General features: G+C 64.2%; 10 protein-coding genes. All 10 read right to left on the reverse strand.

The features are described from left to right. Positions 1-8: 8 nt before the first annotated feature. A complete protein-coding gene (locus tag Q7V46_RS16550; protein ID WP_304914664.1) occupies positions 9-1,310 on the reverse strand; it encodes an NnrS family protein in 1,302 nt (433 codons plus the stop codon). Continuing rightward, a complete protein-coding gene (locus Q7V46_RS16555) occupies positions 1,307-3,751 on the reverse strand; it encodes an adenosylcobalamin-dependent ribonucleoside-diphosphate reductase (RefSeq protein WP_304914665.1) in 2,445 nt (814 codons plus the stop codon). Before Q7V46_RS16555 ends, Q7V46_RS16550 begins: the two co-directional genes overlap by 4 nt. 104 nt (positions 3,752-3,855) lie before the next feature. Further along, positions 3,856-5,085: a nitronate monooxygenase family protein gene (locus Q7V46_RS16560; protein ID WP_304914707.1), complete on the reverse strand. Its 1,230-nt coding sequence runs from the start codon at positions 5,083-5,085 to the stop codon at positions 3,856-3,858. A gap of 728 nt (positions 5,086-5,813) precedes the next feature. Continuing rightward, positions 5,814-6,647, reverse strand: a complete 834-nt coding sequence (locus Q7V46_RS16565; RefSeq protein ID WP_304914666.1) for a peptidylprolyl isomerase — start codon at positions 6,645-6,647, stop codon at positions 5,814-5,816. A gap of 16 nt (positions 6,648-6,663) precedes the next feature. After that, positions 6,664-7,392, reverse strand: a complete 729-nt coding sequence (gene narI, locus Q7V46_RS16570; protein WP_304914667.1) for a respiratory nitrate reductase subunit gamma — start codon at positions 7,390-7,392, stop codon at positions 6,664-6,666. Continuing rightward, a complete protein-coding gene (gene narJ / locus Q7V46_RS16575; protein ID WP_304914668.1) occupies positions 7,389-8,105 on the reverse strand; it encodes a nitrate reductase molybdenum cofactor assembly chaperone in 717 nt (238 codons plus the stop codon). Before narJ ends, narI begins: the two co-directional genes overlap by 4 nt. Before the next feature lie 138 nt (positions 8,106-8,243). Beyond that, positions 8,244-9,776, reverse strand: coding sequence for a nitrate reductase subunit beta (gene narH / locus Q7V46_RS16580; RefSeq protein WP_304914669.1), 1,533 nt, complete (start codon positions 9,774-9,776; stop codon positions 8,244-8,246). A 156-nt stretch (positions 9,777-9,932) separates the two neighbouring features. Continuing rightward, positions 9,933-13,760: a nitrate reductase subunit alpha gene (locus tag Q7V46_RS16585; RefSeq protein ID WP_304914670.1), complete on the reverse strand. Its 3,828-nt coding sequence runs from the start codon at positions 13,758-13,760 to the stop codon at positions 9,933-9,935. 192 nt (positions 13,761-13,952) lie between these two features. Then, entirely contained in the window at positions 13,953-15,629 is a 1,677-nt protein-coding gene (locus tag Q7V46_RS16590) for an antiporter (RefSeq protein WP_304914671.1), read from the reverse strand. A 306-nt stretch (positions 15,630-15,935) separates the two neighbouring features. Next, the gene (locus tag Q7V46_RS16595) at positions 15,936-17,585 is read right to left on the reverse strand and encodes an MFS transporter (RefSeq protein ID WP_304914672.1); all 1,650 of its coding nucleotides are present in this window, start codon (positions 17,583-17,585) and stop codon (positions 15,936-15,938) included. Between the last annotated feature and the right edge of the window lie 20 nt (positions 17,586-17,605).

Consider the following 17,605-nt stretch of genomic DNA (forward strand, 5'->3'; position numbering starts at 1 on the left):
ACAACTCCCTATCCAGGCCGACCGTCGCTGCGTGGGCGGCCATACCAGCCCGCCATGCGCAGGCCCCACACGGTGACCACGGTCGCCCACAGCAAGGCCGCCAGCCACATCAGTGCTGGCGGCGCTGCCTGGACCGAACCGGCAATGCGCAACACCGTGGCCAGTTGCAGGCCCCAGAACAGCGCCCACACCAGGTTGTCGGCCACCAGCGTGCGCCCGCTGTGCCCGCACGACACCCGGGTGACCATGGCCAGCAGGAGCGAGCCCAGACAACCCATGGTGAGCGCGTGCAGGGCACCCAGGCCCAGCACCGGCGTACCCTGCAAAAATGAAATCCATTGCGTGACCCCGGCCAGCACAAACGCCAGGCCCAGCCACACAAAACCCAGGTGCAGCATGGCCAGCAGCCGAACCTTCAGGCTTTGCACCAGCCCCCACACCACGCCCAGCCACAGCACCACCGCACCCGCAACCAGTTCCAGCGTGCCCAGGGTCAATCGCAGCGCCTGGCCCCAGGTGCCGTCGGGCCAGCCCAGCCACTGCCACCACACGGCCACCACCTCCATGCCCGCAGCGGCCAACAGCACCCACAACACCCAGAACGGGCGCCACGCGTGCACCATGGGCACCGCGCTGGATGTGAAAAACGGAATCATGCGGTGGGCCACCGCCACAAAGGTGGGCACGATGAATCCCCACAGCGCCGTGAGCACGGCCACCCGCGCCAGATCGATGGCCCCCCATGTCAGCGCGCCCGCCACGAGCGTGAGGCTGGCCACGCCCAGCGCTCCCGCCAGCGCCACCAGGCGCGCGTGCACGCGGTCGCTGAGCGTGCTGGCCTGCACCAGCGCCCAGAACCGGGCCACCACCCAGGCCAGACCCATCAGAGCCAGGCCGGCACCGGCCACCGCGATGTGTTCGCTCAGGTGAATGCCCGCGAGCCACACCAGCCAGCCTGCGGCCTGCCAGAGCAGCGGCGCCACCAGGCTGCGGGCATGCGGTGCGGCCACGCCGAGCCACTTGGGGCCGGCGGTGAACAGGAAGCCGGCAAAGAACAGCGGCAGGAAACCCCAGGTCATCACGGCCGCGTGCCCGAGCGAGGGCGACACGGCCAGTGGCAGTGCCAGCACCCCGGTGGCACGGTCCAGCAGCACCACCACCCACCAGAGCGCGGCGGTGCACAGCAGCAGCACGGCCAGTGAAAACCCGAGCCGGTGTGGCGCCAGCAACAGGTGCTGCACCCGCCAGCCCGCATCGGGCACACCGCGTTGCGGCGGCGCCCGATGAGGTGCTGGCGGGGCGGTGTTCACCCACAGCTCCCCATGTGGCCGCACTGCGTGCACATGTCACAGCCGTCCTTGCGGATCATGGCGTGTGCGCCGCATTCGGGGCACTTCTTGCCGGCCATCACGGGCATCTGGTTGGCGGCACTGGCGATCACCGGCTCGGTGGTCATGGCCGCCACGGCGGCAGAGGCGCGTCGCGCCAGGATGTTCTGCAGCGCGAACGCGATGGCCGCCACTTCGGAGTCGTGCCACATGGGCACATGCGTGCCGTCAGCCTTCTGGTAGGTGCCCAGGCGCACCGGGCCCCGGTCCCAGGCGACCTTGCGCATGTCACCCAAGGCGCGCTCCAGAAAACCGCCGCGCGCAGCCAGCGAAAGCATGCGCATGGTGGAGGTGATCCACTGCTGCGATTCGCCGCTCTGGCCCACGGGCATGAAGAATTCGATGGCCCGATCCACCATGCCGCCGCCCTCGGCAGCAGGCACCGGCAGGAACGACACCACGATGTACAGCGTCTTGTGGCCTTCCTGCGTCCAGTATTCGATCTTGTCGGCCACGGCGGGCAGCGCGCCTTTGGGCCGGCTCTCGATCACGGTGCGCATCGGGTCCACCGGCGCACTGGCGGCTGCCGCGATGGCAGACGCTGCGACCGCGTCGCCGGCGGTACTGCCGGTGTCGAGCACCGACCCCAGGATGCTGTTGGGCCGGTAAGTGGCCATGCCCTTCAGGTGCGCGCGCCAGGCCTTCTGGTACAGGTCCTTGAAATCATCGAACAGGTAATCGGCGGCCACGTTCACCGTCTTGGAAATGGCGGTGTCCACGAAGGGCTGCACCGCTTCCATCATGGCGATGTGTTCGCTGGCGGTCATGGCCAGCGCGTTCACGAAGTAGTCGGGCAGTTGCTCCACATCTCCGCCGAGCTCGCGGTACAGGCGCCAGGCGTGGTCTTCCACCGCGTATTCGCTGGTGCTGCCGTCGGCCTCGCGTTTCTTGCGCCGGTACATCCACGAGAACGGCGGCTCGATGCCGTTGGACGCGTTGTCCGCAAAGGCCAGGCTGACCGTGCCCGTGGGCGCAATGGAGAGCAGGTGGCTGTTGCGCAGACCGTGCTGGCGAATCTTTGCCTGCAGCGGCGCGGGCAGGCGGCTGGCGAAAGTGCCGGGGGCCAGGTAGCCCTCGGCCTCGAACTTGGGAAACACACCTTTTTCCTGACCCAGCGCCACCGAAGCCTCGTAGGCCGCGTCGCGCATGCGCTCGGCGATCTTCGCCGCCATGCCACGACCGTCCTCGCGGTCGTAACGCAGGCACAGCATGGCCAGCGCATTGCCCATGCCGGTGAAGCCCACGCCAATGCGTCGCTTGGCCGCTGATTCAGCGCGTTGCTGTTCCAGCGGCCAGAAGGTCACGTCGAGCACGTTGTCCAGCGCACGCACCTGCAAAGCCACGGCGTTCTCGAACGCATCAAAGTCGAACGAAGGCACGCCACCAAAACCGAACGGGTTGCGGATGAAGCGCGTCAGGATGATGGGACCGAGGTCGCAGCAGCCGTAGGGCGGAAGTGGCTGCTCACCGCATGGGTTGGTCGCCGAAATGGACTCGCAGTAGCGCAGGTTGTTGTCCTGCTGGATGTGGTCGAGGAACAGGATGCCGGGTTCGGCGAAGTCGTAGGCCGACTGCATCACTGTGTTCCAGAGTTCACGCGCGGCCACCGTCTGGTAGACCCACATGCCGTCGGCGCGCTGGTAGGCCCCTTTTTCAATCAAGGGCTTGCCGGGGCGGGCCTTGTGCACCAGTTCCCAGGGCTGGTCGCTGCCCAGGGATTCCATGAAGGCATCGGGCACGCCCACCGAGACATTGAAGTTGTTCCAGCGCCCGGGCGTGCGCTTGGCGGTGATGAAGTCCATCACGTCGGGGTGGTCGATGCGCAGCACGCCCATCTGGGCACCGCGGCGCGCGCCGGCGCTCTCCACGGTGGAGCAGCTCTGGTCGAACACGTTGATGTAGCTGCATGGGCCGGAGGCCATGGAATGCGTGCCCTTGACCTCGGCACCGCGGGGGCGGATGCGCGAGAAGTCGTAGCCCACACCGCCGCCGCGCCGCATGGTTTCGGCCGCTTCGCGCAGGGCCTCGTAGATGCCCGGAAAACCTTCTTCGTCCACACCCTGGATGGCGTCGCCCACCGGCTGCACGAAGCAGTTGATGAGCGTGGCCTGAATGGCAGTGCCCGCGGCGCTCATGATGCGACCGGCCCCGATGGCGCCAGCGTGCAGGTTGTCCAGGAAGCGCTGTTCCCATTCGGCGCGGTCGGCTTCTTTTTCCACCGAGGCGAGCGCCCGCGCCACACGGCGGTACAGGTCTTCGACGCCAGATTCACCGGGTTTGAGGTATTTTTCTGCCAGCACGTCCTGGCTGATCGGCTGTGTCTGGGTGAGGTCCTGCGGGCGCAAGGTGTTGTCTCTTTTCATGTGGCTCAAATCCTTGGTTCAATGGCCATGCAAAGTCGCGCGAAGTGCCTGGGTCCAGGGACATCGATGATCCAGCTTCGCCGGTCCAGGATGTCGACCCCCCCTCAGGGGGGTGGCGCCGAAGGCGACGCGGGGGGGGCCAACAAGCGCATCATCAGATCATGAACCGATCGGATCTGATTGCCAAACGGCAACCGACCAGCGCCCCGGAAGTAAAGGCCTTTGCCCACGTCGCCATCAAGGGCATGGCCCAGTTGCTGGTCGATACAGAACTGGCCCATTTCGGCCTGTCCGTCACGGAGCCCGCAATGCGCCAGGCAGTCAAATGCCATGTTGCAACGTTTCTTCACATGAGCCACGGCCTTGAGCTTGGGTTCGATACGCAGGTATTTGTCCAGCCAGGGCGTGCGCACGGCGCGCGCGGGCAAGCCGGCCACGCTGATGAACTCCACCATGTCTTCGGGCGTGGCTTCGGCCAGCACGCGCTTGAAGGCCGCGTCGGCGTCGGACTCAAGGGTCACGGCAAACGCGGTGCCCAACTGCACAGCCGAAGCACCCAAGGCCTGCAGGCGCAGGATGTCTTCCCGGCAGCTGATGCCACCGGCGGCGATCAGCGGAATTTCGCGCTCGATGCCGGCGGTCTGGAAAAAGGCTTGAACCTGCGGAATCACGTTTTCGAAGTCGAATCGCGGGTCCTGCAGATCGGCCACCTTGGCGGCCCCCAGATGCCCGCCCGCCAGGCGGGGATGCTCGATCACGATGGCATCGGGCAGGCGACCCTTCTTTTCCCATTTGCGCACCACCAGTTGCACGCCGCGCGCGTCTGACAGGATGGGAATGAGCGCGGTATTGGGATGGTCACGGGCGATATCGGGCAGATCCAGTGGCAGGCCGGCGCCCACCACCACCGCGTCGGCGCCGCTTTCCAGTGCCTGTCGTACGTATTGTTCGTAGGCGCTGAGCGCCTTCATGACGTTCACGGCAACGGCGCCCCGCCCCTGCGCGATGGCCTTGGCGCGACGGATCTCGCGGTCGAGCGCGGTGAGGTTGGCCGCATCGATGCGCTCGCGCGCGTCGGGCTCTTTTTCCAGGTCGGCGGTGCTGGCCCAGAGATCGGGGTGCAGGCGGCGCAGATCCACTGCCGAGACGGTCCCCAGACCGCCCAGCGAGGCCACCGCGCCGGCCAGGCCACCAGCGGATACGCCCACGCCCATGCCACCCTGGACCACCGGCAACAGCTCGCGCCCGCCCAGTCGCCAGGTTCTGAGGCCCGATGCGCTGGCCAGCCGGTGCAGCTCGGCAATCGGGGTGTCTTGATCAGGCGCCTGGGGCATCAGCAGGTCCGTCTGGGAAGAGTTGTCCATCATGTTCCACATAAGGTTGGTAGCTGTGGGAGGCTAACGAAGCGGGCGCGAACGCGCCTTGTTCTGTGTCAAACACATGGGCTTCACGGTGCTCGAGCGCGCCATGTATGCCAAGCAATGGGGTGGGTATCTCAGTTGCCGAAATCGACAGCGCCCAGGCTCCGGCAGTTGGTTGGCGTGGACCCCCACCCCAGCCCTCCTCCAGCCTGGGAGGGAGAGAAGACACGTTCGCCTGAGGGGAAGTCCGATCCCGATCCCGTGTTCGGGCCCCTTCTGCCGGTGCCGAGGAGCGCAGCAGCGGGCGGAAAAAGGGCCGTGCATGTCTGAGCTGAAGGCGAGTTTGCACGGACCTCGCCCGCTGTGAGCACCACAGGTTGCCCCGGAGCGCAGCGTAGGGGTCACCGGCAGCAGGGTCGCCTTTCTTTGGCCTACGTTTCTTTGGCGAAGCAAAGAAAGGTAGGTCGGCCGCCGGGCCGAGACCCGGCCACACCAGCTTCCGGAGTGGCATGCCCCCACGCTCCACAGCTGGCGCGGGTCGCAGCTCCCCGAGGGGGCTGACCTTGCTTTGGGCGACCCTGCGCTGCGGTCGACCAATGCGCGGAGAGACCCCTCACCCAAACCCTCTCCCCAAAGGGGCGAGGGAGTGAAGGCACGCTCTCCGACGGAGGTCGCACCCAGCGCCGGGGGGGAGTGCTCCACTACTGCACCAACGGCGTGCTCGCCCCTTCAATGTCCACGCCTTCAACAACTGCCTCCCCCACCAGCAACTGCATGTACTGGCGCAAGGCCGTGCTGCGCGACTGCAGCGCCAGCTGCGCACGGATGCGGTCCTGAAGTTCTTCGAACGATGGCAGCGTGCCCTTGCGCCGACCCAGCACCTCGATGATGTGCAAGCCATGGCGCGTGTGGACGAGTCGGGGATGTACACCCATGCCCCATCTGGAATCGGTCTGGTAGAACAGCTCGTTGGCCAGTTCGGGCGCGCAGTCTTCAGGCGTGAGCCAGCCCAGATCGCCGCCATCCTGGCTGGACGGACAATTGGAGAGCTCCGTGGCCAGCTGCTCGAAACGTCCGACTGGTACATCCTTGCGCGAGAGTTCGAGCAGGGCAGTCTCTGCACGCTGCGAAAGTGCGTGCACGTTCACACCCGGTGTCACTGCGAACAGGATGTGGCGCACATGCAGCGCCTGTCCGACGATCCAGCGGCTCTTGTGGGCATCAAAGTGCCTGCGGCATTCCGCTTCGTCTGGCTCAGGCGACACCACCGCCTCGTCCAGCATACTTTCAATGACGGCCCGTTGTGTTTCATCCAGTTCGGGCGCCACCAAGCCGGTGTGGCGCGGGAACAGGCCGGCCTTCACCGCCTGCTGGCGCAGCAGTTCGGTGTGGGCCCGCTCCAGCAGGGTGCCGGCATCGAGCGGTTCACCGGGTTCGTGCAGGGCAATGCCGTTGATGGTGGCGACCTGGGGCTGGGCGGCGCCTGCGCAGGCGCAGTTGCCGCTGCCACAGCCGACGGTGGTTGCTGCGTTCATGTGGCTTTCCTTGGGTTCATCGTGGTGCGTGGGACTTGGGGTCTGACCGGGTGGCTGGCAAGCCAAGCTTGCGGCTGCGCACCACCTGGTAAGGCCGGAAGAAGTAGGCCAGCGTGCCGAAGCCGCTCCACACATGCACCAGTCTCGAGAACGGGAACAGCAGGAAGATGGTCATGCCCAGCACCAGGTGCACTTTGTACGGCCACTCCAGCATCACCAGACCAGCCGCGTCGGGACGGAAAGTGACGATGCGCTGCGCCCAGTCGGCCAGCACCAGCATGGCACTGCCATCGGTATGTGCGTACGAATATGGCAGCGTGATCAGCCCCAGCACCAGTTGCACCCACAGAATGACCAGGATGAACAAGTCGGTGCGGTGGCTGGTGAGGCGGATGCGCGGATCAAAGATGCGTCGGTGCAGCAACAGCGACAGCCCCACGAAACAGATCAGACCAGCGGTGCCGCCCGCATAGATGGCCAGCCGCTGCTTGACCGACGCACTCATGAACCCTTCGTAGAAAAAGTGTGGCGTGAGCAAGCCCACCGCGTGGCCGAAGAACAGGAACAGGATGCCGATGTGGAACAGGTTGCTGCCCCAGCGAAGCTGCCCCTTTCGCAGCAGCTGCGACGAGTCGCTTTTCCACGTGTACTGATCGCGGTCGAACCGCGCCAGGCTGCCCATCAGGAACACAGACAGGCACACATACGGGTAGACGTTGAAGAAGAAGTTGTGCAGCGTGTTCATGCCTGCGCTCCTGTGGAGGTGGGGGTGGAAGATGCGTGGGATGAGGGGCGGACGAACCGGATGGGTTGCGGCGCGCCGGGTTTGGCCTGGCCTTCGGTGGAACAACCACCGAACACCGCCGGCTCGGCCCAGCTTTCGTCGATTTCGGGCTCCGGGGCCACGGCCACCGCTTCGGCTTTTTCACCAGCCAGTTCCAGCACGGCGGCGAGCACGCTGGCATAAGGGCTTTGCCGACCGAGCAGCGCGCTGAAGATCACGCGCACGATGTGTGCGATCTCGCCCAGAAACTCTCGCGCCTGGGGAGGCGGCTGGGTGGAAGCGAATTCCAGCACCACCGAGAGGTGGTCCGGCAGTTCGGCAGGGCCGAGGTACAGCCCACCTTTTTCGTAGGTCTGGATCAGGTCGATCATCGCCGGGCCGCGGTCGCGCGAGTCGCCGTGCACATGCTCGAACAAATGCAGCGCGGTGCGCCGGCCGCGGTCGAACAGCTCGACGTAGTCGGACTCCACGTCCAGCGCTGGCCGCGTGCCCAGTTGTTTGAGCAACGCATCCAGCTCGGTCAGCCGCGCAGCAGGCAACGCCGCTTCGGCCTGCAAGGCCTGCTGCATCTCGCCGGTGTGGGCACGGAATTCGGAATCGGGGTACCGCAGCAGGTGCGCCAGCACGCGCAGCGTGAGGCGAGCCTGTGGGGGTGAAGCAGAAAACAGATTCATGACATCAAATCCTTCAATCGATCAACGGGGCGCTGGCTCGCCTGGGTTCCTGTCCAGAAACGCCGCGGAACCGGCTTTCCCGGGCCGCCAGCGTTGCCCCCTTGGGGGTCGCGCGAAGCGCGGCGGGGGTGGGCCATCTCATGCCCCCAGCTTGATGGGGATGGTTCGCTTCTTCTCGCTGCCGAACAGGCTGGTTTCGGTCTCGCCTTCAGAACAACCGTTGCCGAACGTGAAGCCACAACCACCCTTGACGTTGAACGTGTTCTCGGCGTACTCGCGATGCGTGGTGGGAATCACGAAGCGGTCTTCGTAGTTGGCGATCGCCATGTAGCGGTACATCTCCTCCACCTCGCGGGAACTCATGCCCACCTGGTCAAGCACGTCCTGATTGATCAATCCGTCCACGTGTTTGGTGCGCTGGTAAGCACGCATGGCCAGCATGCGTTCCAGTGCGCGCACCACGGGCCCGGTGTCGCCCGCAGTGAGCAGGTTGGCCAGGTACTTCACCGGAATGCGCAGCTGCGACACGTCGGGAATCTCGCCGTTGCTGCCCAGCATGCCGGCGTTGGCCACTGCGGTGATGGGCGACAGAGGCGGCACGTACCAGACCATGGGCAGGGTGCGGTATTCGGGGTGCAGCGGCAGCGCCACTTTCCATTCCACTGCCATCTTGTAGACCGGGCTCTGACGGGCCGCGGCCATCCAGGCGTCAGGGATGCCGTCGATGCGCGCCTGCTCGATCACCTTGGGGTCGTTCGGGTCCAGGAACAGGTCGAGCTGGGCCTGGTACAAGTCGATCTCATTGGGTGTGCTGGCGGCTTCCAGGATGCGGTCGGCGTCGTACAGCAGAACACCGAGGTAGCGGATACGACCCACGCAGGTCTCCGAGCACACCGTGGGCTGCCCGGCTTCAATGCGCGGATAGCAGAAGATGCACTTCTCGGCCTTGCCGCTTTTCCAGTTGTAGTAGATCTTCTTGTAGGGGCAGCCGCTCACGCACATGCGCCAGCCGCGGCACTTGTCCTGGTCGATCAGCACGATGCCGTCTTCCTCGCGCTTGTAGATCGAGCCCGATGGACACGAGGCCACACACGCCGGGTTCAGGCAGTGCTCGCACAGGCGCGGCAGGTACATCATGAAGGTGTTTTCGAACTGACCCATCATGTCTTTCTGGGTCTGCTCGAAACCGTCGAGGTTCGCGTCCTTGCTGCGTTTGGCAAATTCACCTCCCAGGATCTCTTCCCAGTTCGGCCCCCACTCGATTTTTTCCATGCGCTTGCCGGTGATGAGCGAACGCGGACGCGCGGTGGGCGCGTGTTTCATCTCGGGCGCTGACTGGAGGTGGTCGTAGTCGAAAGTGAAGGGCTCGTAGTAGTCGTCGATCTGCGGCAGGTTGGGGTTGCTGAAGATCTTCATCAGCAGCGACCACTTGCCACCCTGCTTGGGCACGATGGAACCATCGGCCTTGCGGATCCAGCCACCGTTCCACTTGTCCTGGTTTTCCCACTCCTTGGGGTAGCCGATGCCGGGCTTGGTTTCCACGTTGTTGAACCAGGCATATTCGACACCGGGACGGCTGGTCCAGACGTTCTTGCAGGTGACCGAACAGGTGTGGCAGCCGATGCACTTGTCCAGGTTGAGCACCATGCCGATTTGTGCGCGTATTTTCATGATGTGTTGTCCTTGTTCAGCCGACGGTCCGGTGCGAAGGGTTTGATCCAGTGAACACCGTGGAACCGCCCTTCGACAAGCTCAGGACGGGCCACTGGTGTTGCCCCCTTGAGGGGGTGACGCGCTGCAAGCGCAGCGCAGGGGTGGGCAACAAGCTCATGGGTTCTCGCCTTCGGACTGGTAGGCGCGGATGAGGTGATCGTCCGCCGGGGTGTCGAGCCAGTCGACCTTGTCCATCTTGCGCACCACCACGAATTCGTCGCGGTTGGTGCCGATGGTTCCGTAGTAGTTGAAGCCGTAGCTGAGCTGCGCGTAGCCGCCGATCATGTGGGTGGGCTTGAGCACGATGCGGGTCACCGAGTTGTGGATGCCGCCGCGCACGCCGGTGATCTCGCTGCCGGGGGTGTTGATGATCTTTTCCTGCGAGTGGTACATCATCACCATGCCGGGGTTCACGCGCTGGCTCACCACTGCGCGGGCCGATACGGCGCCGTTGATGTTGAACAGCTCGACCCAGTCGTTGTCTTCAATGTCCGCTGCCTTGGCGTCTTCCTCGCTCAGCCACACCACGGTGCCACCGCGGTTGAGCGTGAGCATCATCAGGTTGTCGCTGTAGGTGGAGTGGATGCCCCACTTCTGGTGCGGCGTGATGAAGTTCAGCTGGATCTCTTTGTTGCCATTGGGCTTGATGTTGTGGATGCCCTCGGTGGTCTTGAGGTCCACCGGCGGGCGGTAGCTGCCAAAGCCCTCGCCGAAAGCGATCATCCAGGGGTGGTCCTGGTAGAACTGCTGGCGGCCGGTGAGCGTGCGCCACGGGATGTATTCGTGCACGTTGGTGTAGCCGGCGTTGTAGCTCACCGTCTCAGACTCGATGCCGCTCCAGGTGGGCGAGCTGATGATCTTGCGCGGTTGCGCCTGAATGTCGCGGAAGCGGATCTTTTCGTCCTCGCGGTACAGGGCCAGGTGGGTGTGGTCGCGACCGGTCTGCTTGCCCAGCGCTTCCCAGGCCTTCACGGCCACGTGGCCATTCGTCTCGGGTGCCAGCTGCAGGATCACTTCGCAGGCGTCGATGTCGGTGACGATGCGCGGCATGCCTTGCGACACGCCCTCGTCCAGCGTCTTGCCGTTGAGCTGACCCAGCTGTTCCACCTCGGTGCCGGTCTTCCAGCCGATACCCTTGCCGCCGTTGCCCAGCTTGTCGAGCAGTGGGCCCAGGGCGGTGAAGCGTTTGAAGGTGTTGGGATAATCGCGTTCCACCACGGTGATCTGCGGCGCGGTCTTGCCAGGGATCAGTTCGCAGTGGCCCTTCTTCCATTCCTTCACTTCAAACGCCTGCGCCATTTCACCGGGGGTGTCGTGCATGATGGGCGTGAGCACCACCTCTTTTTCCACACCCAGGTGGCCCACGCAGACCTCGCTGAAGGTCTTGGCGAAACCCTTGTAGATCTCCCAGTCAGATCTGGATTCCCACACCGGGTCCACCGCTGCGCTCAGCGGGTGGATGAAGGGGTGCATGTCGCTGGTGTTGAGATCGTTCTTCTCGTACCAGCTGGCGGTGGGCAGCACGATGTCTGAATACAGACAGGTGGTGCTCATGCGGAAGTCGAGCGTGACCAGCAGGTCCAGCTTGCCCTGGGGGGCATTGGCGTGCCACTTGACTTCGGCCGGCTTGGCGTCGTCCTTGCCCAGGTCTTTGCCCTGCACGCCGTTTTCGGTGCCCAACAAGTGCTTGCAGAAATACTCGTGGCCCTTGCCACTGGAGCCCAGCAGGTTGGAGCGCCACACGAACATGTTGCGTGGCCAGTTCTGCGGCGCGTCCGGGTCTTCGCAGCTCATCTCCAGCGTGCCGTCCTTGAGGGCCTTGACCGCATAGTCCCTGGGGTCCATGCCGGCGGCGGTGGCATCGCGCACCACCTGCATCGGGTTGGTCTTGAGCTGTGGCGCGCTGGGCAACCAGCCCATGCGTTCGGCGCGCACGTTGAAGTCGATCATGCTGCCGCTGAAGGCGGCCTTGTCGGCTTCGCTGAGGGTGGGCGAGACGATCTCTTCCATGCCGAGCTTTTCGTAGCGCCACTGGTCGGTGTGGGCGTAGAAGAAGCTGGTGCTGTTCTGCTGGCGCGGCGGACGCACCCAGTCGGTGGCAAAGGCCAGCGGCACCCAGCCGGTTTGCGGGCGCAGCTTTTCCTGACCCACGTAATGCGCCCAGCCACCACCGCTCTGGCCAATGCAGCCGCACATCATCAGCAGGTTGATGACGCCGCGGTAGTTCATGTCGGCGTGGTACCAGTGGTTCATGGCCGCGCCGATGATCACCATCGATTTGCCATGCGTCTTGTCGGCGTTGTCGGCAAACTGGCGCGCCACGGTGATGACCTGCTCGCGCGGCACGCCGGTGATGCTCTCCTGCCAGGCGGGGGTGTAAGCGGCGTTGTCGTTGAAGTCCTTGGCGCCTGAGCCCAGCCCCCGGTCGATGCCGTACTGCGCCACCTGCAGGTCGAACACGGTGGCGACCATGGCGTAGCGCTCGTCGCCGGCCTTGCCCAGGCGCAGACGCACCGCCGGCACCCTGGCGTGGTTGATGGCGCCGTTCTGCGCGTTGGCGGTGAAGTGCGGCGTGGCGTTGCCACCGAAGTAGGGGAAGCCCACGTCCACCACCTGGTGGTCCTGCTCACCGTCTTCGATGACCGAGAGCTTGAGTTTCACGTCGGTGTTGCCGCGTGCCTCCTTGGCTTCGAGGTTCCACTTGCCTTCGTCTTCGCGGCCTGCTTCGCCCCAGCGGAACCCGATGGAACCATTGGGCAGCACCGCCTTGCCCTCGGTATCGAACGCCACCGTCTTCCATTCGGGGTTGCTCTTCTGGCCCAGCTGACCGTTGAAGTCGCTGGCGCGCAGGTAGCGGTCGGGCACCATGCTCACCGTGCCGTCGGGCAGGGTGTGTTCCTTCAACATCACCAGCAGCGGCAGGTCGGTGTAGCGACGCGCGTAGTCGTCAAAGTAGCTGGACCGCGCTTTGCCGCCATCGGGGAAGTAAAACTCCTTCAGCGCCACGTGTCCCATGGCCATGGCCAGTGCAGCATCGGTACCCTGCTTGGGGTGCATCCAGATGTCGGACAGCTTGGCCACTTCCGAATAGTCGGGCGTGACCGCCACGGTCTTGCAACCCTTGTAGCGCACCTCGGTGAAGAAGTGGGCGTCTGGCGTGCGGGTCTGGGGCACGTTGGAACCCCAGGCGATGATGAAGCTGCTGTTGTACCAGTCGGCGGACTCGGGCACATCGGTCTGCTCGCCCCACACCTGCGGGCTGGCCGGGGGCAGGTCGCAGTACCAGTCGTAGAAGCTCATGCACACGCCGCCAATCAGGGAAAGGTAGCGCGAGCCAGCGGCATAACTCACCATGCTCATGGCGGGAATGGGCGAGAAGCCGATGATGCGGTCGGGCCCATGCTGCTTGATGGTGTAGACGTTGGCTGCAGCGATCAGCTGGTTGACCTCGTCCCAGGAACTGCGCACAAAGCCCCCCATGCCACGCACCTGCTGGTAATCGCGGCGGGCGTCGGCGTCTTGCTGAATGAGGGCCCAGGCGTCCACCGGGCTCTTGCTCACCTTCAGTGCGGCACGCCAGCGCTCCAGCAGGCGCCCGCGCACCATGGGGTACTTCACGCGGTTGGCGGAATACAGGTACCAGCTGTAGGAAGCGCCCCGCGCGCAGCCACGCGGCTCGTGGTTGGGCATGTCCCAGCGGGTGCGGGGGTAGTCGGTCTGCTGGGTTTCCCAGGTGACGATGCCGCCCTTCACGTAGATCTTCCAGCTGCAGCTGCCGGTGCAGTTCACGCCGTGCGTGCTGCGCACGATCTTGTCGTGCGCCCAGCGGTTGCGGTAGCCGTCTTCCCAGGTGCGGTCTTCGTTGGTGGTGAGACCGTGGTTGCCCGAGAAGGCTTCCTTGGGCAGGCTGAAGTGGGTGAGTCGGTCGAGGAAATGGCTCATGTGGGGTCTCCGGAGATTGGGCGACGTTTCATGTCAGTGAGGCGTGGCGAAGGATCAGGTCGGCATCGATGGAAGGGATGTGGGTCCAGGGACACCGAGGAGCCGCCCTTCGACAAGCTCAGGACGGGCCTCTGGTGTCGCCCCACTCCCAGGGGGGTGGCGCCGAAGGCGACGCGGGGGGTAGTCATCCACCTATGGGTTCTTGATTTCGGAACCAGCGCGCAGGTAGAACCACCAGTTCAGCACCAGGCACACCGCGTAGAAGATGGCGAAGCCATACATGGCGTATTCGGGTGTGCCGGCCTTGATCTGCTGTCCGATCACCACCGGTGCGATGAAGGAGCCGTAGGCGCCAATGGCCGAAGTCCAGCCCAGCACGGGGCCGGCTTGCTGGCGGTCAAAGATGACGCCGATGGTGCGGAAGGTGGACCCGTTGCCAATGCCGCTGGCGGCAAACAGCACGATGAACAACACCATGAAGATCAGGAAATAGTCTTCCGGCGTGGCCGACTTGTAGGCCAGCAGCATCACGTAGCCCACCGCAGCAGAAGCGAACACCATCACGGCCGAGATCACCTGGGTCACGATGGAGCCGCCGAGCTTGTCGGAGATCCAGCCGCCCAGGGGACGGATCAGTGCGCCCACCAGAGGGCCGATCCAGGCGTAGGTCAGTGCTGAGGGTGCGTTCGGGTTCTTCAGCGTGTGGGTCATCAGGCCCGTGGCCGGATCGATCACGTGCTGAAAACCGAAGATCACGGTGATGGACAACGGCAGCGCCATCGAGAAGCCGATGAAGGAGCCGAAGGTCACCACGTACAGCGCGGTCATCGACCAGGTGTGCTTGTTGCTGAAGATGGCGTACTGCTTGCCGATGTTGGCCTTCATCTCACCGAAGGCCGCCAGCTTCATCACCACCACGGTCACCACCACGATCAGCGGCAATGCCACCCACATGTTGAGCAGGCCCAGGCCGGTGGGCGCAGGCAGATAGAGGTACAGGCCAATCAAGCCGATGACGCTGGTGAGCACCCACAGGTAAATGATCTTGCCGAAAGCGGCCAGGGTGCCGCCGTAGTTGGGCGACAGGGGCATCAGGTTGTTCATGCCGAACCACGCGGCGATGACCAGCGGCACCAGAATGGCCGCCCAGATGAAGCCGGCGTTCTGGATCCAGGTTTCGGTGCCGGCGGTGATCTTGCCCAGAATCCAGCCCGAGTCCTTGATCAGCGTCATCGACTCACCCGCGAAGGTACCGAACACCGCGGCCGTCATGGCCAGGGGAATCAGCACCTGCATGGTGGTCACGCCGAAGTTGCCCAGGCCGGCGTTCATGCCCAGCGCCATGCCTTGCTGGTTCTTGGGGTAGAAGCCGGTGATGTTGGACATGGAGCAGGCGAAGTTGCCGCCGCCAATGCCCGAGAGAAATGCGCAGAGCTGGAACACCCACAGCGGGGTGGACTTGTCTTGCAGTGCGAAGCCGGTGATCACCGCCGGAATGATCAGCAGCGCACTGGTCAGGAAGATGGTGTTGCGCCCGCCAGAGAGCCGGATGAAGAACGAGGCCGGGATGCGGAATGTCGCCCCCATGAGACCGGCGATGGCGGTGAGCGTGAAGAGCTCGGCCGGTGCAAACGGGAAGCCCAGGTTGAGCATCTGCACGGTGATGATGCCCCACATCAACCAGACGGCGAAGCCGACCAGCAGGTTGGGAATGGAGATCCAGAGGTTGCGGGTGGCAATGGCTTTGCCCTTGGCAGCCCAGAAGGTGGCATCTTCAGGTCGCCAGTCGACGATATCGGCGCCCGAATAGGTCTGGATTTGCGCGCTGGCCGCACCAGCTGGTGTGGGGCGCGTGTTCGTGGTGCTCATGACAGGGACTCCTGTGGGGGAAAAAGTGCCTTCGCCAGACGATGGTCACTGGTTGTGCAGCAATGGGTTTTTGTGCTGCAACCAGCGTGTGCGGCGCCTGACGTGGTGTGACCATGACTGTGCGTCGGCCCAGCCCGGGCGAACATCCCTCTGAGGGACGCAATGGCACATCTGAAAGACCGATGGCCCCACACCTGGTCATCGTTCAAAAGGACTACGCGCCTTTGCAGCAGGAATGGCCGCTGTTCAACGTGCAAAGAAAAAGGCCGTGATGATCACGGCCTTTTGAGAGCGTTGACAAGGCGATCAGACTTGCTTGGGTGCCAGACCATCCTGCCGCGCACGCGCCAGGATGGCACGCAGGTCATCCAGGTCTTTGAAGCGCGCGGTGAGCGTCAAGCCTTCGCCCTTTTCAGCCAGCTCCACCCGGCCGCTGCCGGCGAACAGGCGAGCGATCTCCGCTTCCGTATCGCGCTTCTGCTGGACCTCCTGGGCAATCGCGTGGTCCACCGACGAGATGATGTATTCGTCGCCGAATCCGCCCTCTGGCTCCTTCAGCCAGGCCACGCAGACCACCCAGCTCAGGAAGGCGCCGCCGGCAATCACGAAGAAGAACTGCGACGGCGTGACGTACATGAACAGGAACAGGTAGAACACCGCACCCACGTTGCCGTAGGCTCCGGCCATGCCCGAAATCTGGCCGGTGAGGCGGCGCTTGATGGACGGGATGATGCCGAAGGTGGCGCCTTCGGCGCCTTGCACAAAGAACGAGCACCCGATGGTGATGGCCACGGCGATGATCAGCGGCCAGTTGCTGTTGAGCATGCCCATGAGCGCAAAGCCGATGGCAATGCCCAGCATGTAGGACAGCATCACAAAGCGCCGGTTACCGAAGCGGTCCGACACCAGGCCGCCCATGGGCCGCGCAAACAGGTTCACAAAAGCAAAGGAAGCTGCGATCAGGCCAGCCATGGCCGCCGACAGGCCCCAGGTCTCTTCAAAGAACATGGGCAGCATCGACACCACCGCCAGTTCGGCACCGAAGTTGGCGAAGTAGGTGGTGTTGAGGGCCGCGACCGACTTGAACGGATAGCGGTCGTCCTTGGGTACGCCCTTTTTCAGGATGGGCAGATTGACCCGCAACACCTGCACCAGCTGATACACGATGACAAACCCGATGGACGCGTAGCAGATCCAGGCGGTGATGTCGTCGATGAAGCCGGTGTTCTGCACGCGCCACACCAGGATGGCCAGGATGCCGATCATGGGCAGGGTGAAGAGCAGCAGCAGGATCAGGTCGCGGTAGCTTGACACCTCCAGCGCAGCCGCCTTGCGGGGCTTTTTGTGGGTGTCCTTGGTGGGTCCGTCGGTGATGGCGAACCAGTAGAAGACGCCGTAGAGACCCATGAACACACCTGAGGTGGCCACAGCCCAGCGCCAGCCGTCGTCGCCGCCGAACATGGTGAGCGCGATGGTGGGCAAGGTCATGGCCGCGGCAGCCGAACCGAAGTTGCCCCACCCAGCGTAGAAGCCTTCCGCGAAGCCGATGTCGCGCGGCTTGAACCACAGCGCCGTCATGTGGATACCGACAACAAAACTCGCGCCCACCGAACTCAGCACCAGGCGCGAAATGAACAGCTGTTCCTTGGAGGTACCAAAGGCAAAGAACAGCGTGGGCACCGCCATGGTGACCATCAGCACCGAGAACACGCGGCGGGGACCAAAACGGTCCAGCGCCATGCCCACCAGGATGCGGGCCGGGATGGTGAGCGCCACGTTGGCAATGGCAAAGAGCCGCAGGTCGTCCCGGGTCAGCCAGTTGGCCGACTTGAGAATGGACGACGCCAGCGGCGCCATGTTGAACCAGACGTAGAAGCAGATGAAGAACGCGATCCAGGTGAGGTGGAGCGCCTTGATTTCCCGGTTCCTGAACCGGAAGATGTCACTGACTTGCATGATGAAACCTCGTTATTCCA

It is taken from the genome of Hydrogenophaga sp. (assembly GCF_030651625.1).
GTDB lineage: Bacteria > Pseudomonadota > Gammaproteobacteria > Burkholderiales > Burkholderiaceae_C > Hydrogenophaga.